Annotated in this window: 15 protein-coding genes; all 15 read left to right on the top strand. The window is 43.4% G+C overall.

Features of this window, described 5'->3' with window-relative positions; genetic code table 11:
• Window positions 1-62 precede the first annotated feature (62 nt).
• Window positions 63-1,424 (top strand): flagellar hook protein FlgE, encoded by a 1,362-nt coding sequence (gene flgE / locus HGO26_RS08230; RefSeq protein WP_028761207.1) that lies wholly within the window; start codon window positions 63-65, stop codon window positions 1,422-1,424.
• Window positions 1,425-1,597: 173 nt separating this feature from the next.
• A complete protein-coding gene (flgF, locus tag HGO26_RS08225; protein ID WP_105251930.1) occupies window positions 1,598-2,341 on the top strand; it encodes a flagellar basal-body rod protein FlgF in 744 nt (247 codons plus the stop codon).
• A 10-nt stretch (window positions 2,342-2,351) separates the two neighbouring features.
• Window positions 2,352-3,140, top strand: coding sequence for a flagellar basal-body rod protein FlgG (gene flgG / locus HGO26_RS08220; RefSeq protein WP_028761205.1), 789 nt, complete (start codon window positions 2,352-2,354; stop codon window positions 3,138-3,140).
• An 11-nt stretch (window positions 3,141-3,151) separates the two neighbouring features.
• Complete coding sequence (flgH, locus tag HGO26_RS08215; protein ID WP_028761204.1) at window positions 3,152-3,826, top strand: flagellar basal body L-ring protein FlgH; 675 nt, start codon at window positions 3,152-3,154, stop codon at window positions 3,824-3,826.
• A gap of 11 nt (window positions 3,827-3,837) precedes the next feature.
• On the top strand, window positions 3,838-4,929 hold the full coding sequence (locus HGO26_RS08210; protein ID WP_028761203.1) for a flagellar basal body P-ring protein FlgI: 1,092 nt from the start codon (window positions 3,838-3,840) through the stop codon (window positions 4,927-4,929).
• Window positions 4,930-4,946: 17 nt separating this feature from the next.
• A complete protein-coding gene (gene flgJ / locus HGO26_RS08205; protein ID WP_028761202.1) occupies window positions 4,947-6,089 on the top strand; it encodes a flagellar assembly peptidoglycan hydrolase FlgJ in 1,143 nt (380 codons plus the stop codon).
• A 40-nt stretch (window positions 6,090-6,129) separates the two neighbouring features.
• Window positions 6,130-8,055, top strand: coding sequence for a flagellar hook-associated protein FlgK (gene flgK / locus HGO26_RS08200; protein WP_168824473.1), 1,926 nt, complete (start codon window positions 6,130-6,132; stop codon window positions 8,053-8,055).
• 11 nt (window positions 8,056-8,066) lie between these two features.
• Window positions 8,067-9,278: a flagellar hook-associated protein FlgL gene (flgL, locus tag HGO26_RS08195; protein ID WP_168824471.1), complete on the top strand. Its 1,212-nt coding sequence runs from the start codon at window positions 8,067-8,069 to the stop codon at window positions 9,276-9,278.
• Window positions 9,279-9,372: 94 nt separating this feature from the next.
• The gene (locus tag HGO26_RS08190) at window positions 9,373-10,194 is read left to right on the top strand and encodes a flagellin N-terminal helical domain-containing protein (protein ID WP_028761199.1); all 822 of its coding nucleotides are present in this window, start codon (window positions 9,373-9,375) and stop codon (window positions 10,192-10,194) included.
• A gap of 253 nt (window positions 10,195-10,447) precedes the next feature.
• Complete coding sequence (locus HGO26_RS08185) at window positions 10,448-11,266, top strand: flagellin N-terminal helical domain-containing protein (protein ID WP_131523080.1); 819 nt, start codon at window positions 10,448-10,450, stop codon at window positions 11,264-11,266.
• Between the two features lie 140 nt (window positions 11,267-11,406).
• Window positions 11,407-11,784: a flagellar protein FlaG gene (locus HGO26_RS08180; RefSeq protein WP_131523081.1), complete on the top strand. Its 378-nt coding sequence runs from the start codon at window positions 11,407-11,409 to the stop codon at window positions 11,782-11,784.
• A gap of 33 nt (window positions 11,785-11,817) precedes the next feature.
• On the top strand, window positions 11,818-13,188 hold the full coding sequence (fliD, locus tag HGO26_RS08175) for a flagellar filament capping protein FliD (protein ID WP_131523082.1): 1,371 nt from the start codon (window positions 11,818-11,820) through the stop codon (window positions 13,186-13,188).
• A 30-nt stretch (window positions 13,189-13,218) separates the two neighbouring features.
• The gene (locus HGO26_RS08170; protein ID WP_168824469.1) at window positions 13,219-13,539 is read left to right on the top strand and encodes a flagella biosynthesis chaperone for FliD, FliT; all 321 of its coding nucleotides are present in this window, start codon (window positions 13,219-13,221) and stop codon (window positions 13,537-13,539) included.
• Window positions 13,540-13,545: 6 nt separating this feature from the next.
• Entirely contained in the window at window positions 13,546-13,956 is a 411-nt protein-coding gene (gene fliS, locus HGO26_RS08165; RefSeq protein ID WP_028761195.1) for a flagellar export chaperone FliS, read from the top strand.
• A 287-nt stretch (window positions 13,957-14,243) separates the two neighbouring features.
• On the top strand, window positions 14,244-15,677 hold the full coding sequence (locus HGO26_RS08160; RefSeq protein ID WP_105251936.1) for a sigma-54 dependent transcriptional regulator: 1,434 nt from the start codon (window positions 14,244-14,246) through the stop codon (window positions 15,675-15,677).
• The last annotated feature ends 52 nt before the right edge of the window (window positions 15,678-15,729 follow it).

The following is a 15,729-nucleotide window of genomic DNA, read 5'->3' as shown; positions in this document are numbered from 1 at the left end:
GCAGTATCCGAATTGGGCGTAAGTCGCTCATAAATGAATTGAGTCAAGTGTAGAGGTGAATTATGTCGTTTAACATTGCATTGAGTGGCATTTCTGCCGCGCAGAAAGATTTAAACACTACGGCGAATAACATTGCTAATGCGAACACCATTGGCTTTAAAGAGTCCCGTGCTGAATTTGCGGATGTTTACGCTAATTCTATTTTTTCAAATGCTAAAACTGCTGTCGGTGGTGGTGTTGCTACGAGTCAAGTGGCACAGCAATTCCATCAAGGTAGCTTACAGTTGACGAATAACTCCCTTGATATGGCGATTAAAGGTGGCGGCTTTTTCGTTACAGCCTCTGAACTGGGTACATTAGACCACTCGTTTACCCGTGCTGGAGCATTTAAGGTCGATAAAAATAATTACATGGTTGATTCTGCTGGTAATTATTTGCAAACTTTCCCAGTGGATAAAGATGGGAACTCAACATCAGTGAGTTTAACGACGGCTAAGCCGGTACAAATACCAGACACTGCAGGTAGCCCTGTAAAGACTGAGAATGTTACTTTACAAATGAACTTAAATGCTAAGGAAAGTGCACTCGACCCCGCGGCATTCGATCCTCTAGATGCAAAAACCTACAATAACGTTACATCAATGACAATTTATGACTCACTCGGTGAGCCACATATTATGACCACTTATTTTGTTAAGCCCAAAGATGGTTCGTACAATGGTGAGAACAATTGGGTGGCTTACTATGCTGTTGATGGAAAGCAAGTCGATTTAGCCGGTCCTGCTGGTACTTATCAAACAGATACCACCGGCGATGGTACGCCTGATGCAACGGGCACAGCTCAAACTGCTGGTGGTTGGAAAGGCTCTGTACTCAAGTTCAATTCTGTTGGTGTCTACACTGGTAGTGATCCTGCTATAGTCAAGACTGAGGCTTTGGGCGTCAGTGGTGCGGGTGTTTTAGGGCCAGGTGCCGATGGTACTCAAGAGTTGACTGTGAAGTTTAATGCCCCAACGCAATATGCTGCTCCTTTTGGTGCAACTGAGTTGACGCAAGATGGTACGACTGTAGGTCGCTTAACTAACGTTGAAATCGGCGAAGATGGTTTAGTGACCGCGAGTTATTCTAATGGTTCAACCGTGCCTTTAGCACGGGTTGCTTTAGTTCGTTTTGCTAACGAACAAGGTTTAACGCAAGTGGGTAATACGTCGTGGAAAGCCAGTTTAGCTTCAGGTCCAGCGTTAGCGGGTGAGGCAAATAGTGGAACTTTTGGTAGCATCAGTTCATCGGCGTTAGAGCAATCGAACATCGATTTAACTACTGAACTGGTCGATTTAATTTCGGCGCAGCGTAACTTCCAAGCGAACTCTCGTACCCTTGAAGTGAATAACACGCTGCAACAAACCGTATTACAAATCCGCTAATCATTACTTTATTTAACTAAGTGTTGCCGCCAGTGGCAACACTTAGCCTTTATCCTGCCGTCAAATCACTTCATTTTCATATTTTTCAATTCTATCAGTAAATTAAACGTTATTTTTTATTGGCATGATGCTTGCTTTGATATTGTCATGTAGAAAATTTGACGGAGCAGTCTGTGGACAAATTCCTTTATGTCGCCATGAGTGGCGCTAAGCAAAATATGAATGAGCTGGCACTCCGTGCGAACAACTTAGCCAATGCTAATACCGATGGTTTTAAATCAGATATGGCGCAGGCCAGATCGATGCAAGCCTTCGGTGAAGGGTTGCCTTCAAGGGTGTTTGCGATGACAGAATCTCCGTCAGCTAATTTTCGCTCTGGTCCGATAAAAACCACTGGACGGGATCTCGATGTTGCCATTAAAGGCGATGGCTGGTTTGCCGTTCAGGCGAAAGATGGCAGTGAAGCTTATACCCGTTCAGGTAGTCTCAGTTTCGATGCGACGGGCATGTTGTATAACGACAGAGGCAATCCCGTGATGGGGGACGCTGGCCCGATAGTGCTGCCATTACCTATTGATAAAGTGTCAATTTCACAGGATGGCATAGTGTCTGTTCGCCCTCAGGGGGCGACTGCTGAAGTGATAGAAGAAGTGGCTAGATTGAAGTTAGTTAATCCCGGCAATGCGCAGATGATGCGTGGTGAAGATGGATTATTTCGACAAATGTCAGGCGAACCAGCACCAGCTGACCCTTTCGTCGCAGTTGAAAGTGGTGCCGTAGAGGGCAGTAACGTTAACCCTGTTGATGAAATGGTGTCTTTGATTGATCTTCAGCGCCAGTTTGAATTGCAAGTCAAGATGATGAAAACCGCGGAAGAGAATGATCGCGCTTCATCCTCATTAATGCGTATTAGTTAGGAGATAGATTATGCATCCGGCGTTATGGATTAGTAAAACTGGCTTAGACGCACAGCAAACTGATATTTCAGTGATTTCAAACAACGTAGCGAACGCTAGCACTGTGGGCTACAAAAAAAGCCGCGCAGTATTTGAAGATTTACTCTATCAAACAGTTAACCAAGCAGGTGGTGTTAGTGCATCTAACACTAAGCTACCCAACGGATTAAACATAGGTGCGGGTACGAAAGTCGTCGCTACTCAAAAAATGTTTACTCAGGGTAACATGCTGACGACGGATAACTCACTGGATCTCATGATTGAAGGTCCTGGATTTTTTGAAATACAGCTTCCTGATGGAACCACTGCTTATACTCGAAATGGTCAGTTTACCTTAGATGATACGGGTCAGATTGTGACGCCAGGTTCTGGCTATTTGCTACAACCCGCGATCACTATTCCTGATAATGCGACCAGTATTACCGTTTCAGCGGAGGGTGAAGTTTCAGTAAAAACGCCGGGTACCGCTGAGAACCAAGTCGTGGGTCAGTTGACTATGACGGATTTTATTAATCCATCGGGTCTAGATCCTATGGGACAAAACTTATATACGGAAACTGGTGCGAGCGGCACGCCAATTCAAGGTACCGCTTCGTTAGATGGTATGGGTGCTATTCGTCAAGGCGCCTTAGAAACCTCTAACGTGAACGTGACCGAGGAACTGGTGAACCTTATCGAAAGTCAGCGCATTTACGAGATGAACTCCAAAGTGATTTCAGCGGTAGATCAGATGCTGTCTTATGTGACTCAGAATTTATAGAGGCAAACATCATGGCTAGATATCTTGTGTTGGCCGTCGCGTTATTGCTTGCAGCCTGTAGCTCGACGCAAAAGAAACCCCTTGCGGATGATCCCTTTTACGCGCCGGTATACCCAGAGGCGCCGCCGACAAAAATTGCCGCAACTGGCTCTATTTATCAAGACAGCCAAGCATCTAGCTTGTATTCGGATATACGCGCCCATAAAGTCGGTGACATTATCACTATCGTATTGAAGGAATCGACTCAGGCGAAGAAGAGTGCAGGCAATCAGATCAAAAAAGGCTCAGACATGAGCTTAGATCCCATCTTTGCTGGTGGTAGTAATGTGTCCATTGGCGGAGTGCCAATTGATTTGCGTTACAAAGATAGCATGAACACTAAGCGTGAATCGGATGCGGATCAGAGCAATAGTCTAGATGGCAGTATCTCGGCAAACGTGATGCAAGTGCTGAACAACGGCAGCTTAGTGATCCGTGGTGAAAAATGGATTTCAATCAATAATGGTGATGAGTTTATTCGTGTCACTGGTCTCGTTCGCTCGCAGGACATTAAACCCGATAACACTGTCGATTCAACGCGAATGGCTAATGCCCGTATCCAATACAGTGGCACAGGCACTTTCGCAGATGCTCAAAAAGTGGGCTGGTTAAGCCAGTTCTTTATGAGCGACTGGTGGCCCTTCTAAGGAGTCGTATCATGAAATATAAACTGGTGTTAGCCGTTGCCATGCTAGTGTTTTCTCTACCTAGTCAGGCTGAACGAATTAAAGATATTGCCAATGTGCAAGGTGTGCGTAGTAACCAGTTGATTGGTTATGGCTTAGTGGTCGGTTTACCGGGAACGGGGGAAAAAACCAGTTATACCGAGCAGACCTTTATGACTATGCTCAAAAACTTTGGGATTAATCTTCCTGACAACGTCAAACCGAAAATTAAAAACGTTGCAGTGGTAGCCGTACACGCGGATATGCCTGCCTTTATCAAACCTGGTCAAGATCTTGACGTGACGGTATCTAGCTTAGGCGAAGCCAAAAGCTTACGCGGTGGCACCTTATTACAGACCTTTTTGAAAGGGGTAGATGGTAATGTGTATGCGATCGCCCAAGGTAGTTTAGTGGTGAGTGGTTTTAGTGCCGATGGTTTAGATGGTTCAAAGGTGATTCAAAATACGCCAACTGTAGGTCGTATACCCAATGGCGCAATTGTTGAGCGTAGTGTTGCAACCCCATTTTCAACTGGCGATTATTTGACGTTTAACCTACGTCGTTCGGATTTCTCTACTGCGCAGCGCATGGCCGATGCGATCAATGATCTATTAGGTCCAGATATGGCGCGTCCTTTAGATGCGACGTCTGTTCAGGTAACGGCTCCACGTGATGTATCACAACGAGTCTCCTTTTTAGCAACGCTTGAAAACCTTGATGTTGTTCCCGCAGAGGAATCTGCCAAAGTGATCGTTAATTCACGTACTGGAACCATAGTGGTTGGGCAAAACGTACGCTTACTCCCTGCGGCGATTACCCATGGCGGCATGACTGTCACGATTGCGGAGGCGACACAGGTTTCGCAGCCTAACGCGTTGGCAAATGGTCAAACAACCGTCACGAGTAATAGTACGATCACAGCGACAGAAAGTGACCGTCGTATGTTTATGTTTAATCCAGGCACTACGCTGGATGAGCTGGTTAGAGCGGTTAACTTAGTCGGTGCAGCCCCTTCAGATGTGTTAGCAATACTTGAAGCATTAAAAGTGGCAGGAGCTTTGCATGGTGAACTTATCATCATCTAATTTCTGTCGGGAAAATCATGGAAAAGCTTTCAAGTTCATCACATTTTCTTGACCTGGGCGGGCTAGATTCACTCCGCGCCCAGGCTCAGAAAGATGAGAAGGGCGCCTTGAAAAAGGTCGCCCAACAATTTGAAGGTATTTTCGTGCAAATGCTGATGAAAAGTATGCGCGATGCCAATGCGGTTTTTCAGTCTGATAGTCCACTCAATAGCCAATACACTCAGTTTTACGAGCAGATGCGCGATCAGCAGTTATCGGTCGATTTATCTGACAAAGGTGTATTGGGCCTTGCCGATATGATGGTGCAGCAACTCTCTCCCGAAACAAGTCATTTCACGCCTGCATCGGTATTGCGTGACGATGGTGGCATGAAAATGCTCCACGACGATAAAGCGCTTAATGTGCCTATGCAGAGTTCAGCCGCTCCAGTGGTTGAACCCACAGTTGTAAATCATGGTGTGCCGGCTGCTATTGCTCGGCCTGTATTTGAACCGGATAGAGCTGAAGATGCAAATTCATCAATGGACATTGATGCGCCTAATCGTTCACTGGCTATCGATACGCCTAAGCCGAGCTGGAGTGAACAATCACTTTCAGTGGTAGAACCTGTGATTAGCGGCCAAGTTTTGCCGACGGCAGCATTTAGGGAAACCCAAAAAATTGTCAGGTTCGGTAGTCGAGAAGAATTTTTAGCTACCTTATATCCACATGCTGAAAAAGCCGCAAAAACATTAGGTACCCAACCAGAAGTATTATTGGCGCAATCGGCACTGGAAACTGGCTGGGGACAAAAAATCGTCCGCGGCAATAACGGTGCGCCGAGTCATAACCTATTCAACATTAAAGCTGATCGTCGTTGGTTAGGTGATAAGGCTAACGTCAGTACCTTAGAATTTGAGCACGGTGTTGCTGTCCAGCAAAAAGCTGACTTCCGAGTTTATAGTGATTTCGAGCATAGCTTTAACGATTTTGTGTCCTTCATTGCCGAAGGTGAACGTTATCAAGATGCGAAAAAAGTGGCCGCTTCCCCTACTCAATTCATCCGAGCTTTGCAGGATGCGGGTTATGCCACTGATCCTCGATACGCTGAAAAAGTGATTAAAGTGATGCAGTCGATCAGTGAAGAACTGAAATCAATTCTGCCAGGAGAAGACAAATGATGAATCTTACAACCCTGTTTGTTCATAGGAGTGTCAACTAATGGCCGTTGATCTACTGAATATAGCGCGAACTGGGGTGCTTGCCTCCCAGTCGCAACTGGGTGTTACCAGTAATAACATAGCTAACGCCAATACCGCTGGTTACCACAGACAAGTGGCAACCCAGTCGACTCTTGAATCGCAGCGTTTTGGTAGTAGTTTTTATGGCACAGGAACTTACGTTAATGACGTTAAGCGTATCTACAATGACTATGCCGCAAGAGAGTTACGCATTGGCCAAACAACGTTAAGTGCCGCCGAAGCCAGCTACGGTAAATTGAGTGAGCTAGATCAGCTGTTTTCACAGGTAGGTAAAGTTGTGCCACAAAGCTTGAATGACCTGTTTTCGGGGCTGAATAGTGTGGCTGATTTGCCTGCAGATTTGGGTATTCGGAGTTCGACCCTAACAAATGCACAGCAAGTTGCCAGCAGTCTTAATCAGATGCAGTCGTATTTGAATGGCCAGCTTAATCAGACCAATGACCAGATCACTGGTATGACTAAGCGTATCAATGAGATCAGTACAGAACTGGCAAATTTAAACCTAGAGTTAATGAAGTCGCCGAATCAGGATGCGCAGTTGCTTGATAAGCAAGATGCACTTGTTCAAGAGTTAAGCCAGTACGCTCAAGTGAATGTTATTCCATTAGAAAATGGTGCTAAGAGCGTAATGCTCGGTGGCTCAGTGATGTTGGTTTCTGGCGAAATTGCTATGACGATGGGAGTCCAAGCGGGTGATCCATTTCCGAATGAGCTCCAATTGACTTCAAGTATTGGTTCGCAAAGTGTCACTGTTGATCCGAGTAAACTTGGCGGTCAGTTAGGGGCCATTTTTGATTATCGTGATCAAACGTTAATTCCCGCGGGTCATGAGCTCGACCAATTAGCCTTGGGCGTGGCTGATAACTTCAATAAAATGCAAGCACAAGGTATTGACCTCAATGGGCAAGTTGGTGCCAATATCTTCAAAGATATCAACGATCCTATGATGTCTTTGGGCCGTGCAGCAGGATTTTCTGGTAATACGGGTAATGCAATGTTAGGCGTTACCATAGATGACACCAGTTTATTAACTGGTGGTGCCTACGAACTGTCATTTACCGCGCCTGCAACTTATGAGCTGAGAGATTCGAAAACGGGGGCAATTACGCCACTGACGTTAAATGGCTCGACTTTATCGGGTGGTTCTGGATTTTCAATTGACATAAAAGCGGGCGCTATGGCGTCTGGCGATCGTTTTGCCATTCGCCCGACAGCGGGTGCTTCAAATGGCATTGAAGTGGTCATGAAAGACCCTAAAGGCATTGCCGCCGCATCACCAAAGATTACTGCAGATGCCGCTAACTCTGGCAATACCCAAGTGAAGCTGACTCAAATTAGCAATCGTAATGCCGCAAATTTCCCTGTAACGGGCAGTGAGTTGACGATAAAGCTCGATACCACAGTTGTGCCTCCAACCTATGAAGCATTCGACGCCGCGGGAACATCCCTTGGGGCTGCAGCCCCTTATACTCCTCCTAGTATTAGCGCTTTTGGTTTTACCTTTGAAGTTGACAGCAAAGCGGCTGCAGGCCATGACAGATTTACCTTCGATTTATCCTTCGCAGAGGGGGATAACTCTAATGCTGTCGCTATGGCGAAGTTGAGCGAAAGTAAGGTGATGAATGGGGGAAAGTCGACCCTAGCTGATGTGTTCGAGAACACTAAGCTCGAGGTAGGCAGTAAAACGAAAGCGGCTGAAGTGCGTGTTGGTTCGGCAGAGGCCGTGTATCAACAAGCTTATGCGCGAGTAGAGAGTGAGTCGGGTGTGAACTTAGATGAAGAAGCAGCAAATTTAATGCGTTTTCAGCAAGCCTATCAAGCCTCTGCACGGATCATGACGACTGCACAGCAGATTTTTGACACCTTATTATCCTCAGTGCGTTAGGAGATTTAACTATGCGATTATCATCCGCGCAGATTTTTAATCAAAGCATTACCAGTGTGCTGCAAAAGCAAACGGCGACCAGCAAAATTCTTGACCAATTGAGCAGTGGTAAGAAAGTCAATACTGCTGGTGATGATCCTGTGGCGTCACAGGGTATCGATAATCTGAATCAGAAAAATGCGCTAGTCGATCAGTTTATGAAAAATATTGACTATGCGAAAAATCGTCTTGCTGTGGCAGAAAGCAAACTCGGTAGTGCTGAAGATTTAACTGGCTCTATGCGTGAGCAAGTTATGCGAGCGATAAACGGCACACTCTCAGGAACTGAGCGGCAAATGATTGCCGAAGAGATGAAAGGCAGCTTAGAAGAATTGCTCTCTATTGCGAATAGTAAGGATGAATCTGGCAATTATATGTTCTCTGGTTTCAGTACCGATAAAGAACCTTTTGCTTTTGATAACTCGACGCCGCCTAAAATAGTGTATAGCGGCGATTCTGGCGTCAAAAATAGTTTAGTACAAACGGGTGTTGCCATGGGGACAAACATCCCTGGCGATAGCGCGTTTATGAAAGCACCCAATGGACTTGGTGATTATAGCGTCAATTATTTGGCCAGCCAGCAGGGGGAGTTTAGCGTTAAAACAGCAAAAATTGCTGACGCTGCAACTTATGTGGCTGATACATATACATTTAACTTCACTGATAATGGTGCCGGTGGTACTAACTTGCAAGTGCTCGATTCTGCAAGTAATCCCGTCGCAAACGTAGTTAACTTCGATGCCACTAATCCCGTTAGTTTTAATGGTATAGAAGTTAAAATTGATGGAAAACCCAGCGCTGGCGATAGTTTCACCATGGAGCCGCAGGCCGAAGTCAGTATTTTCGATACGATCAGCAGTGCGATTGCATTAATTGAAGACCCTAATTCTGCCAACACTCCCCAAGGCCGAGCTCAGTTGGCACAGATATTGAATAACATCGATAGTGGCGTCAATCAAATTAGTTCTGCCAGAAGTGTGGCGGGAAATAATCTGAAAGTTGTCGAAAGTTACAAAGAGACTCATACCGAGGAGAAAGTGGTGAACTCATCAGCGCTATCACTCTTGGAAGATCTCGATTATGCATCAGCGATTACGGAATTTGAAAAGCAACAGCTTGCATTGAACGCAGTCTCTAGCGTGTTTAGTAAGGTGGGTTCTGTTTCCCTGTTCGACTTTATTTAACAGAAAGCAAGTACCTATCCATCTGTAAGATAAATTGTTAAAAATTTAGCCAAGCTCCAAGCCTTGGCGGTATAACTAGGAAGAGGAACTCAACATGGCTATTACAGTAAATACCAACGTGACTTCAATGAAGGCACAAAAGAATTTAAATACTTCCAGTAGCGGTTTAGCGACCTCAATGGAACGTTTATCCAGTGGTCTACGCATTAACAGTGCAAAAGACGATGCCGCTGGTCTAGCCATTTCTAACCGCTTGAACAGCCAAGTGCGCGGTTTAGATGTGGGTATGCGTAACGCAAATGATGCGATTTCAATTGCTCAAATTGCCGAAGGTGCGATGCAAGAGCAAACCAATATGTTGCAGCGTATGCGTGATTTGACTGTTCAAGCAGAAAACGGTGCGAATAGCACTGATGACTTGACTGCATTGCAAAAAGAGATGGATCAATTAGCAGAAGAAATTACTGCTATAGGTGATAGTACGGCGTTTGGTAATACCAAATTAATGACTGGTGGCTTTTCTGCGGGTAAAACCTTCCAAGTAGGGCACCAAGAAGCTGAGGATGTCACTATTTCGGTAGGGACAACTAATGCTGCAAGTTTATCTGTTAATTCGCTATCCGTAGCGACTTCAGCTGGTCGTTCAACAGCACTTGCGAATATTGATGCTGCCATTAAAACAATTGACAATCAACGAGCCAATTTAGGTGCGAAGCAAAACCGTTTGGCCTATAACATTAGTAACAGTGCTAATACTCAAGCCAACGTTGCTGATGCTAAGAGTCGTATCGTGGATGTCGATTTTGCGAAGGAAACTTCAGTTATGACTAAGAATCAAGTGTTACAACAAACGGGTTCTGCAATGCTTGCACAGGCTAACCAGTTACCTCAAGTTGCATTATCTCTTCTGGGTTAATGTTACTTGCGTGATGTTATATGAAGTGCTTTTGCCTACTTGTTCTAGAATTATCTAGAAAAGTAGGCAAAGTTTTATAGGAGTTGATATTTATGTTTATGATAATTAGAGTTATTTTTTAAAATCAAGATATTTTAAAAAATAACTCTAAAGTTAAAAAAGATGCTGCCGTTAAATATACTGTAACCACTAAGACCCGCCTGGCTTAAGTAGACAGGCAAGTTCACAAGCCAGGTATAAAGAGGAAACGATCATGGCCATTACAGTAAACACAAACGTCACTTCATTAAAAGCTCAAAAGAATTTAAATACTTCCGCAGGCGGTTTGGCCACATCTATGGAACGTTTATCCAGTGGTCTGCGTATTAACAGTGCCAAAGATGACGCTGCTGGTTTAGCGATATCTAACCGACTAAACAGCCAAGTGCGTGGCCTTGATGTTGGTATGCGCAATGCTAACGATGCCATTTCAATCGCCCAGATTTCTGAAGGTGCGATGCAAGAACAGACTAACATGCTTCAACGTATGCGTGATTTGACAGTACAAGCAGAGAACGGTTCTAACAGCACTGATGATTTGACAGCATTGCAAAGTGAGATTGATGAACTGGCATTAGAAATTACAGCAATCGGTGATACAACTGCATTTGGTAGCACAAAATTACTGAATGGTGATTTCTCCGCAGGTAAGACCTTCCAAGTCGGACACCAAGAAGGTGAAGACGTTACTATTTCAGTAAAAGCAACGAATGCTGGCGCTTTATCTGTTAATAGTTTGTCTGTTGGAAGTTCTGCTGGTCGTTCAACTGCACTTGCGAATATTGATGCAGCCATTAAAACGATTGATAGTCAGCGTGCTAACTTAGGTGCTAAACAAAACCGCCTAGCATACAACATCAGTAACAGTGCTAATACTCAAGCAAACGTTGCTGATGCTAAGAGCCGAATTGTGGATGTGGATTTTGCGAAAGAAACATCACAAATGACCAAGAATCAAGTGTTACAACAAACGGGTTCTGCAATGTTGGCCCAAGCCAATCAGTTACCTCAAGTGGCCTTGTCACTGCTGTAGTTTAACGCAGAATAGTGAGAAAGTGATAAGGGAGGTTCGGTGACGGATCTCCCTTTGCCACTTTAAAGGTTAATGTAGTTTTATAGGGTAATTTTAATGTAACTATTTAAAGTTATTACTAAATTTGCTGAGGTATGGTTATGGATATCAATATAGCAAGTTCACCTTCTATGCTTCACAGTAAGGTTGATTTAGCTCAAACGCCACTAAAAGCATCTGCTCCAGATGCTGAGTTAAAGCGAAATACGGCTATTGAACAAGCTGCGGAACAAGATGTAACGAAAAATGAACAGAACCCGAGTAAGCTGGCTCAAGTTGCCACAGAGTTGTCTGATATGATGTCTATGATGCGTAAAGGTTTAGCATTTAAGGTTGATGAGAACTCTGGACAAGCTGTTGTGACTGTACTTGACCGAGATACTGGTGATGTGATTAGACAAATGCCGAGTGAAGAAGCATTAGCCTTGGCAGAAAAACTATCAGAAGTCACAGGGCTTTTGATGAAAACAGAAGCATAAATATTTGTAAGTACGTTTGATTGAGAGGTCTATATGGCATTAACAGCGACAGGCATGGGATCTGGCCTTAAAATTAGTGAAATTGTGCAAGTTTTAGTTGATGCCGAAAAAACACCGAAAGAAGCGATGTTTAATAAAACGGAAGACAGCATCAAAGCAAAAGTTTCTGCCATGGGAACCTTAAAAAGTGCGTTGTCTACGTTTCAAGATGCCTTAAAAAAACTTCAAACTGGCGATGCCCTCAATCTGCGTAAGGTTTCTGTTAGTAATCAAACTTATTTATCAGCAACAACAGACAAAACTGCACAAGCGGGTAGCTATGGTATTAAAGTTGAGCAACTTGCGGTAAATCATAAAATTGCTGGAAAAAACGTTGCAGATCCTGCATTACCTGTAGGTGAAGGGAGCCTTGATTTTGGTATCAATGGTAAGAATTTCTCCATTGATGTTTCGGCTACCGATTCACTTGCTGCGATTGCTAAAAAAGTTAATGAATCCCCAGATAATGCGGGCGTAACTGCAACTGTTATTACCAGTGATGCAGGCAGTCGATTGGTTTTTAGTTCAGATAAGTCAGGTGAAGACAATCAAATTAGTATTACAGCTAATGACACGACTGGAACTGGACTAAATGATATGTTCGGTGCTGGTAACATCTCCACGCTTCAAGATGCTAAAAATGCAGTTGTTTATATCGATAATCAGAAAGTTACCTCGCAAACTAATGAAGTTAAAAATGCTATTGCAGGGGTGACGTTAAACTTAACTGATGCTGATGTTTCTAAGACGACTACGTTAAAAATTGAACAAGATGATGATGCAGTAAAGACAAATGTGAAAGCTTTTGTCGATGCCTACAATAGTTTAGCGACTGCAGTTGATAAAATGTCGTCTTATGATAAAGAGAAAAAAACAGCAGCTGCATTACAGGGCGACTCTATGATCCGTTCTATAGAATCGCAACTCCGAAGTATATCGAGTGAACGAGTGCCAACTGATAGCGGCAGTTCGATAGCATTATATGATATTGGTATAAAAACAGATAGATATGGTAAGTTGTCTGTCGATGATACTAAACTTAATAAAGTCATCTCTGAAGATATGGCCAGTGTTGAGGCATTATTCTCGACACCAGATAAAGGGCTTGCTAATCGCTTTAATGATCTTGCTGATAGTTATGTCAAGTCTCGAGGATTAATTGCGTCACGTCAAACCGGATATACTAATCAACAAAGCCAGCTTACAGATAGAAGAGAAGCTTTCACGCTTAAAATGGATCAACTAACAGCCCGTTTAACGAAGCAATTTAATGCGATGGATCTTGTCGTTGGAAAACTAAATCAGCAGAGCAGTGGTCTTGTTGATCGTTTGAATTCGCTTCCTGGAGCTGTTAAAAAACGATAGTGAAATTATAAATGAGTAAGGGGAGTATAAGTGAAACAACTCGATGAGCTTAATGTCCTTTTGAGTGAAAATTTAAATAAACTGACTCAGCTTCCTGCTGAAGAGCCTCAATCTGACGAGTTGGTGTCGAACTTGCAAGTACTGGTTGGAGAGCGTCAAATTTTACTCAATGTATTAGTGGCTGATGCTAATATGACAGATGTTGATTATCTTCAACATCAGCTTGAACTTACTCAAGAGTACACAAGTAAAGCAAGTATTGTTATGGCAGATAGACAAGCATTATTACATGCAGGTAATAAGAATAAGCGCCAGATTAGTGTTTATGAGACTATAGATTTAAACAGGTAGGTGTTTATGAGAGGATCACTGCAATCGTATCGTAAGGTGTCTTTAGAGAGTGAAATTACTGTTGCGTCACCACATCGTATTATTCAGCTTATGTTTGCGGGGGCACTGCAACGTTTAGCACAAAGTCGTCTTGCGATTGAACAAAATGACTTGTCTAATAAAGGTATGTACATTGGCAAAGCTATTGGGATTATTACTGGTTTAAACAATAGCCTAGATATGGATGCTGGTGGCCAGATAGCTAGAAATTTGAGTGATTTATATGACTTTATGTTGCGTAGAATTTCTGAAGCTAACGTAAATAATGATGTGAAAGCGATTGATGATGTATGTGATATTTTACGTACTATCAAAGAAGGTTGGGATGCAATTCCTGCAGATAAACATAATATTTCTGCGCATTCTGAAGCGGGTTAATATCTTATTTCGTGATTAAAAATAGACGCACTGGTTGCGTCTTTTTTTTGGCTAAAAGTCAAAGTATTGACGTTTTAGACTAGAATCATGATGTAAATGAACTAAAATCAATTCAGTTTGGCATAAACCTCATCTGAGGCTTGCTTCTCGTCTGCTGATAATACAATATTCATCACAAGTAGTGATGGTGGCACAGATTGTTACATTGAATTTGTTAAGCTTTTACAGCAACTAATCATAAATAATTAATGCGAATTAATACATATTAGAGCTTTACGGCCTACTGAATGATGCAAACAGATCAACGAATTTTACTTATCGGCCCTCCATCAGAGCGATTAAATCGCCTGTGTTGCATTTTGGATTTTTTAGGTGAGCAATTTGTACAAATTGACACCGAAAAATTAAGTGCTAGCCTCCAAGATACCCGTTTTCGAGCTTTAGTTATCCTAACTGATGTTATGGATGCTGATGGGCTTAAAAACATCGCAGGTCAACATCCATGGCAACCTATGCTGTTGCTTGGCAATGTTGACGATCTGCAAGTGTCTAACATTCTTGGACATATTGAAGAACCTTTAACGTATCCTCAGCTCACTGAATTATTACACTTTTGCCAAGTATTCGGTCAAGTTAAACGGCCTCAAGTCCCTACTAGTGCGAATCAAACAAAGTTATTCCGAAGCTTAGTGGGACGCAGTGATGGTATTGCGAATGTGAGGCACTTGATAAATCAAGTAGCAACATCTGAGGCAACCGTGCTTGTTCTGGGTCAATCAGGTACAGGTAAAGAAGTGGTCGCCCGTAATATCCATTATTTGTCTGAGCGCCGTGACGGTCCATTTATCCCTGTTAACTGTGGTGCTATACCGCCTGAGTTATTAGAGAGTGAGCTATTTGGTCATGAAAAGGGGTCATTTACGGGGGCAATCTGTTCTCGTAAAGGCCGTTTTGAATTAGCTGAAGGTGGTACACTATTTCTCGATGAAATAGGAGACATGCCACTACAAATGCAAGTTAAATTACTCCGTGTGCTGCAAGAGCGGGTATTTGAGCGCGTTGGTGGTACTAAGACTATTAATGCTGATGTACGCGTAGTTGCTGCGACACATAGAGATTTAGAAACCATGATCAGCGTTAATGAGTTCCGTGAGGATCTTTATTACCGCCTAAACGTATTCCCGATTGAAATGCCCGCGTTGTGTGATCGCAAGGACGATGTGCCTTTGCTATTACAAGAGTTAGTTAGCCGAGTCTATAACGAAGGCCGTGGTAAGGTGCGTTTTACGCAGCGTGCGATAGAGTCGCTGAAAGAACATGCTTGGTCGGGCAACGTGCGCGAGCTGTCTAATTTAGTCGAACGCCTCACCATTTTATATCCGGGTGGACTGGTTGATGTTAACGATTTACCTGTCAAATATCGCCATATCGATGTGCCCGAATATTGTGTAGAGATGAGTGAAGAGCAACAGGAACGTGATGCTTTAGCTTCTATCTTTAGCGATGAAGAGCCGGTTGAAATCCCTGAAACGCGTTTCCCTAGTGAGCTGCCGCCTGAAGGTGTGAACCTTAAGGATTTGTTAGCAGAACTAGAAATAGACATGATACGTCAGGCGCTAGAGCTACAAGATAATGTCGTAGCTCGCGCTGCTGAAATGCTTGGAATACGCCGTACAACGCTTGTAGAAAAAATGCGTAAGTACGGAATGACAAAAGATTAGTTTTCTATTTTATTGTTATATAAGTTGTTTTAACCTCTAAAGTTCAATTTCC

The sequence above is a fragment of the Shewanella oncorhynchi genome, assembly GCF_012584455.1.
In the GTDB taxonomy this organism is placed as follows: domain Bacteria; phylum Pseudomonadota; class Gammaproteobacteria; order Enterobacterales; family Shewanellaceae; genus Shewanella; species Shewanella oncorhynchi.
This window is presented reverse-complemented; position numbering and strand designations above follow the sequence as displayed.

Bases quoted from the DNA above. Each gene is read 5' to 3' on its own strand.
- HGO26_RS08190 (WP_028761199.1), top strand. From the start codon at position 9,373: ATGGCTATTACAGTAAATACCAACGTGACTTCAATGAAGGCACAAAAG.
- flgJ (WP_028761202.1), top strand. From the start codon at position 4,947: ATGGAAAAGCTTTCAAGTTCATCACATTTTCTTGACCTGGGCGGGCTA.
- HGO26_RS08160 (WP_105251936.1), top strand. From the start codon at position 14,244: ATGATGCAAACAGATCAACGAATTTTACTTATCGGCCCTCCATCAGAG.
- fliD (WP_131523082.1), top strand. From the start codon at position 11,818: ATGGCATTAACAGCGACAGGCATGGGATCTGGCCTTAAAATTAGTGAA.
- fliS (WP_028761195.1), top strand. From the start codon at position 13,546: ATGAGAGGATCACTGCAATCGTATCGTAAGGTGTCTTTAGAGAGTGAA.
- HGO26_RS08180 (WP_131523081.1), top strand. From the start codon at position 11,407: ATGGATATCAATATAGCAAGTTCACCTTCTATGCTTCACAGTAAGGTT.
- flgE (WP_028761207.1), top strand. From the start codon at position 63: ATGTCGTTTAACATTGCATTGAGTGGCATTTCTGCCGCGCAGAAAGAT.
- flgL (WP_168824471.1), top strand. From the start codon at position 8,067: ATGCGATTATCATCCGCGCAGATTTTTAATCAAAGCATTACCAGTGTG.
- flgK (WP_168824473.1), top strand. From the start codon at position 6,130: ATGGCCGTTGATCTACTGAATATAGCGCGAACTGGGGTGCTTGCCTCC.
- HGO26_RS08210 (WP_028761203.1), top strand. From the start codon at position 3,838: ATGAAATATAAACTGGTGTTAGCCGTTGCCATGCTAGTGTTTTCTCTA.
- HGO26_RS08185 (WP_131523080.1), top strand. From the start codon at position 10,448: ATGGCCATTACAGTAAACACAAACGTCACTTCATTAAAAGCTCAAAAG.
- flgH (WP_028761204.1), top strand. From the start codon at position 3,152: ATGGCTAGATATCTTGTGTTGGCCGTCGCGTTATTGCTTGCAGCCTGT.
- flgG (WP_028761205.1), top strand. From the start codon at position 2,352: ATGCATCCGGCGTTATGGATTAGTAAAACTGGCTTAGACGCACAGCAA.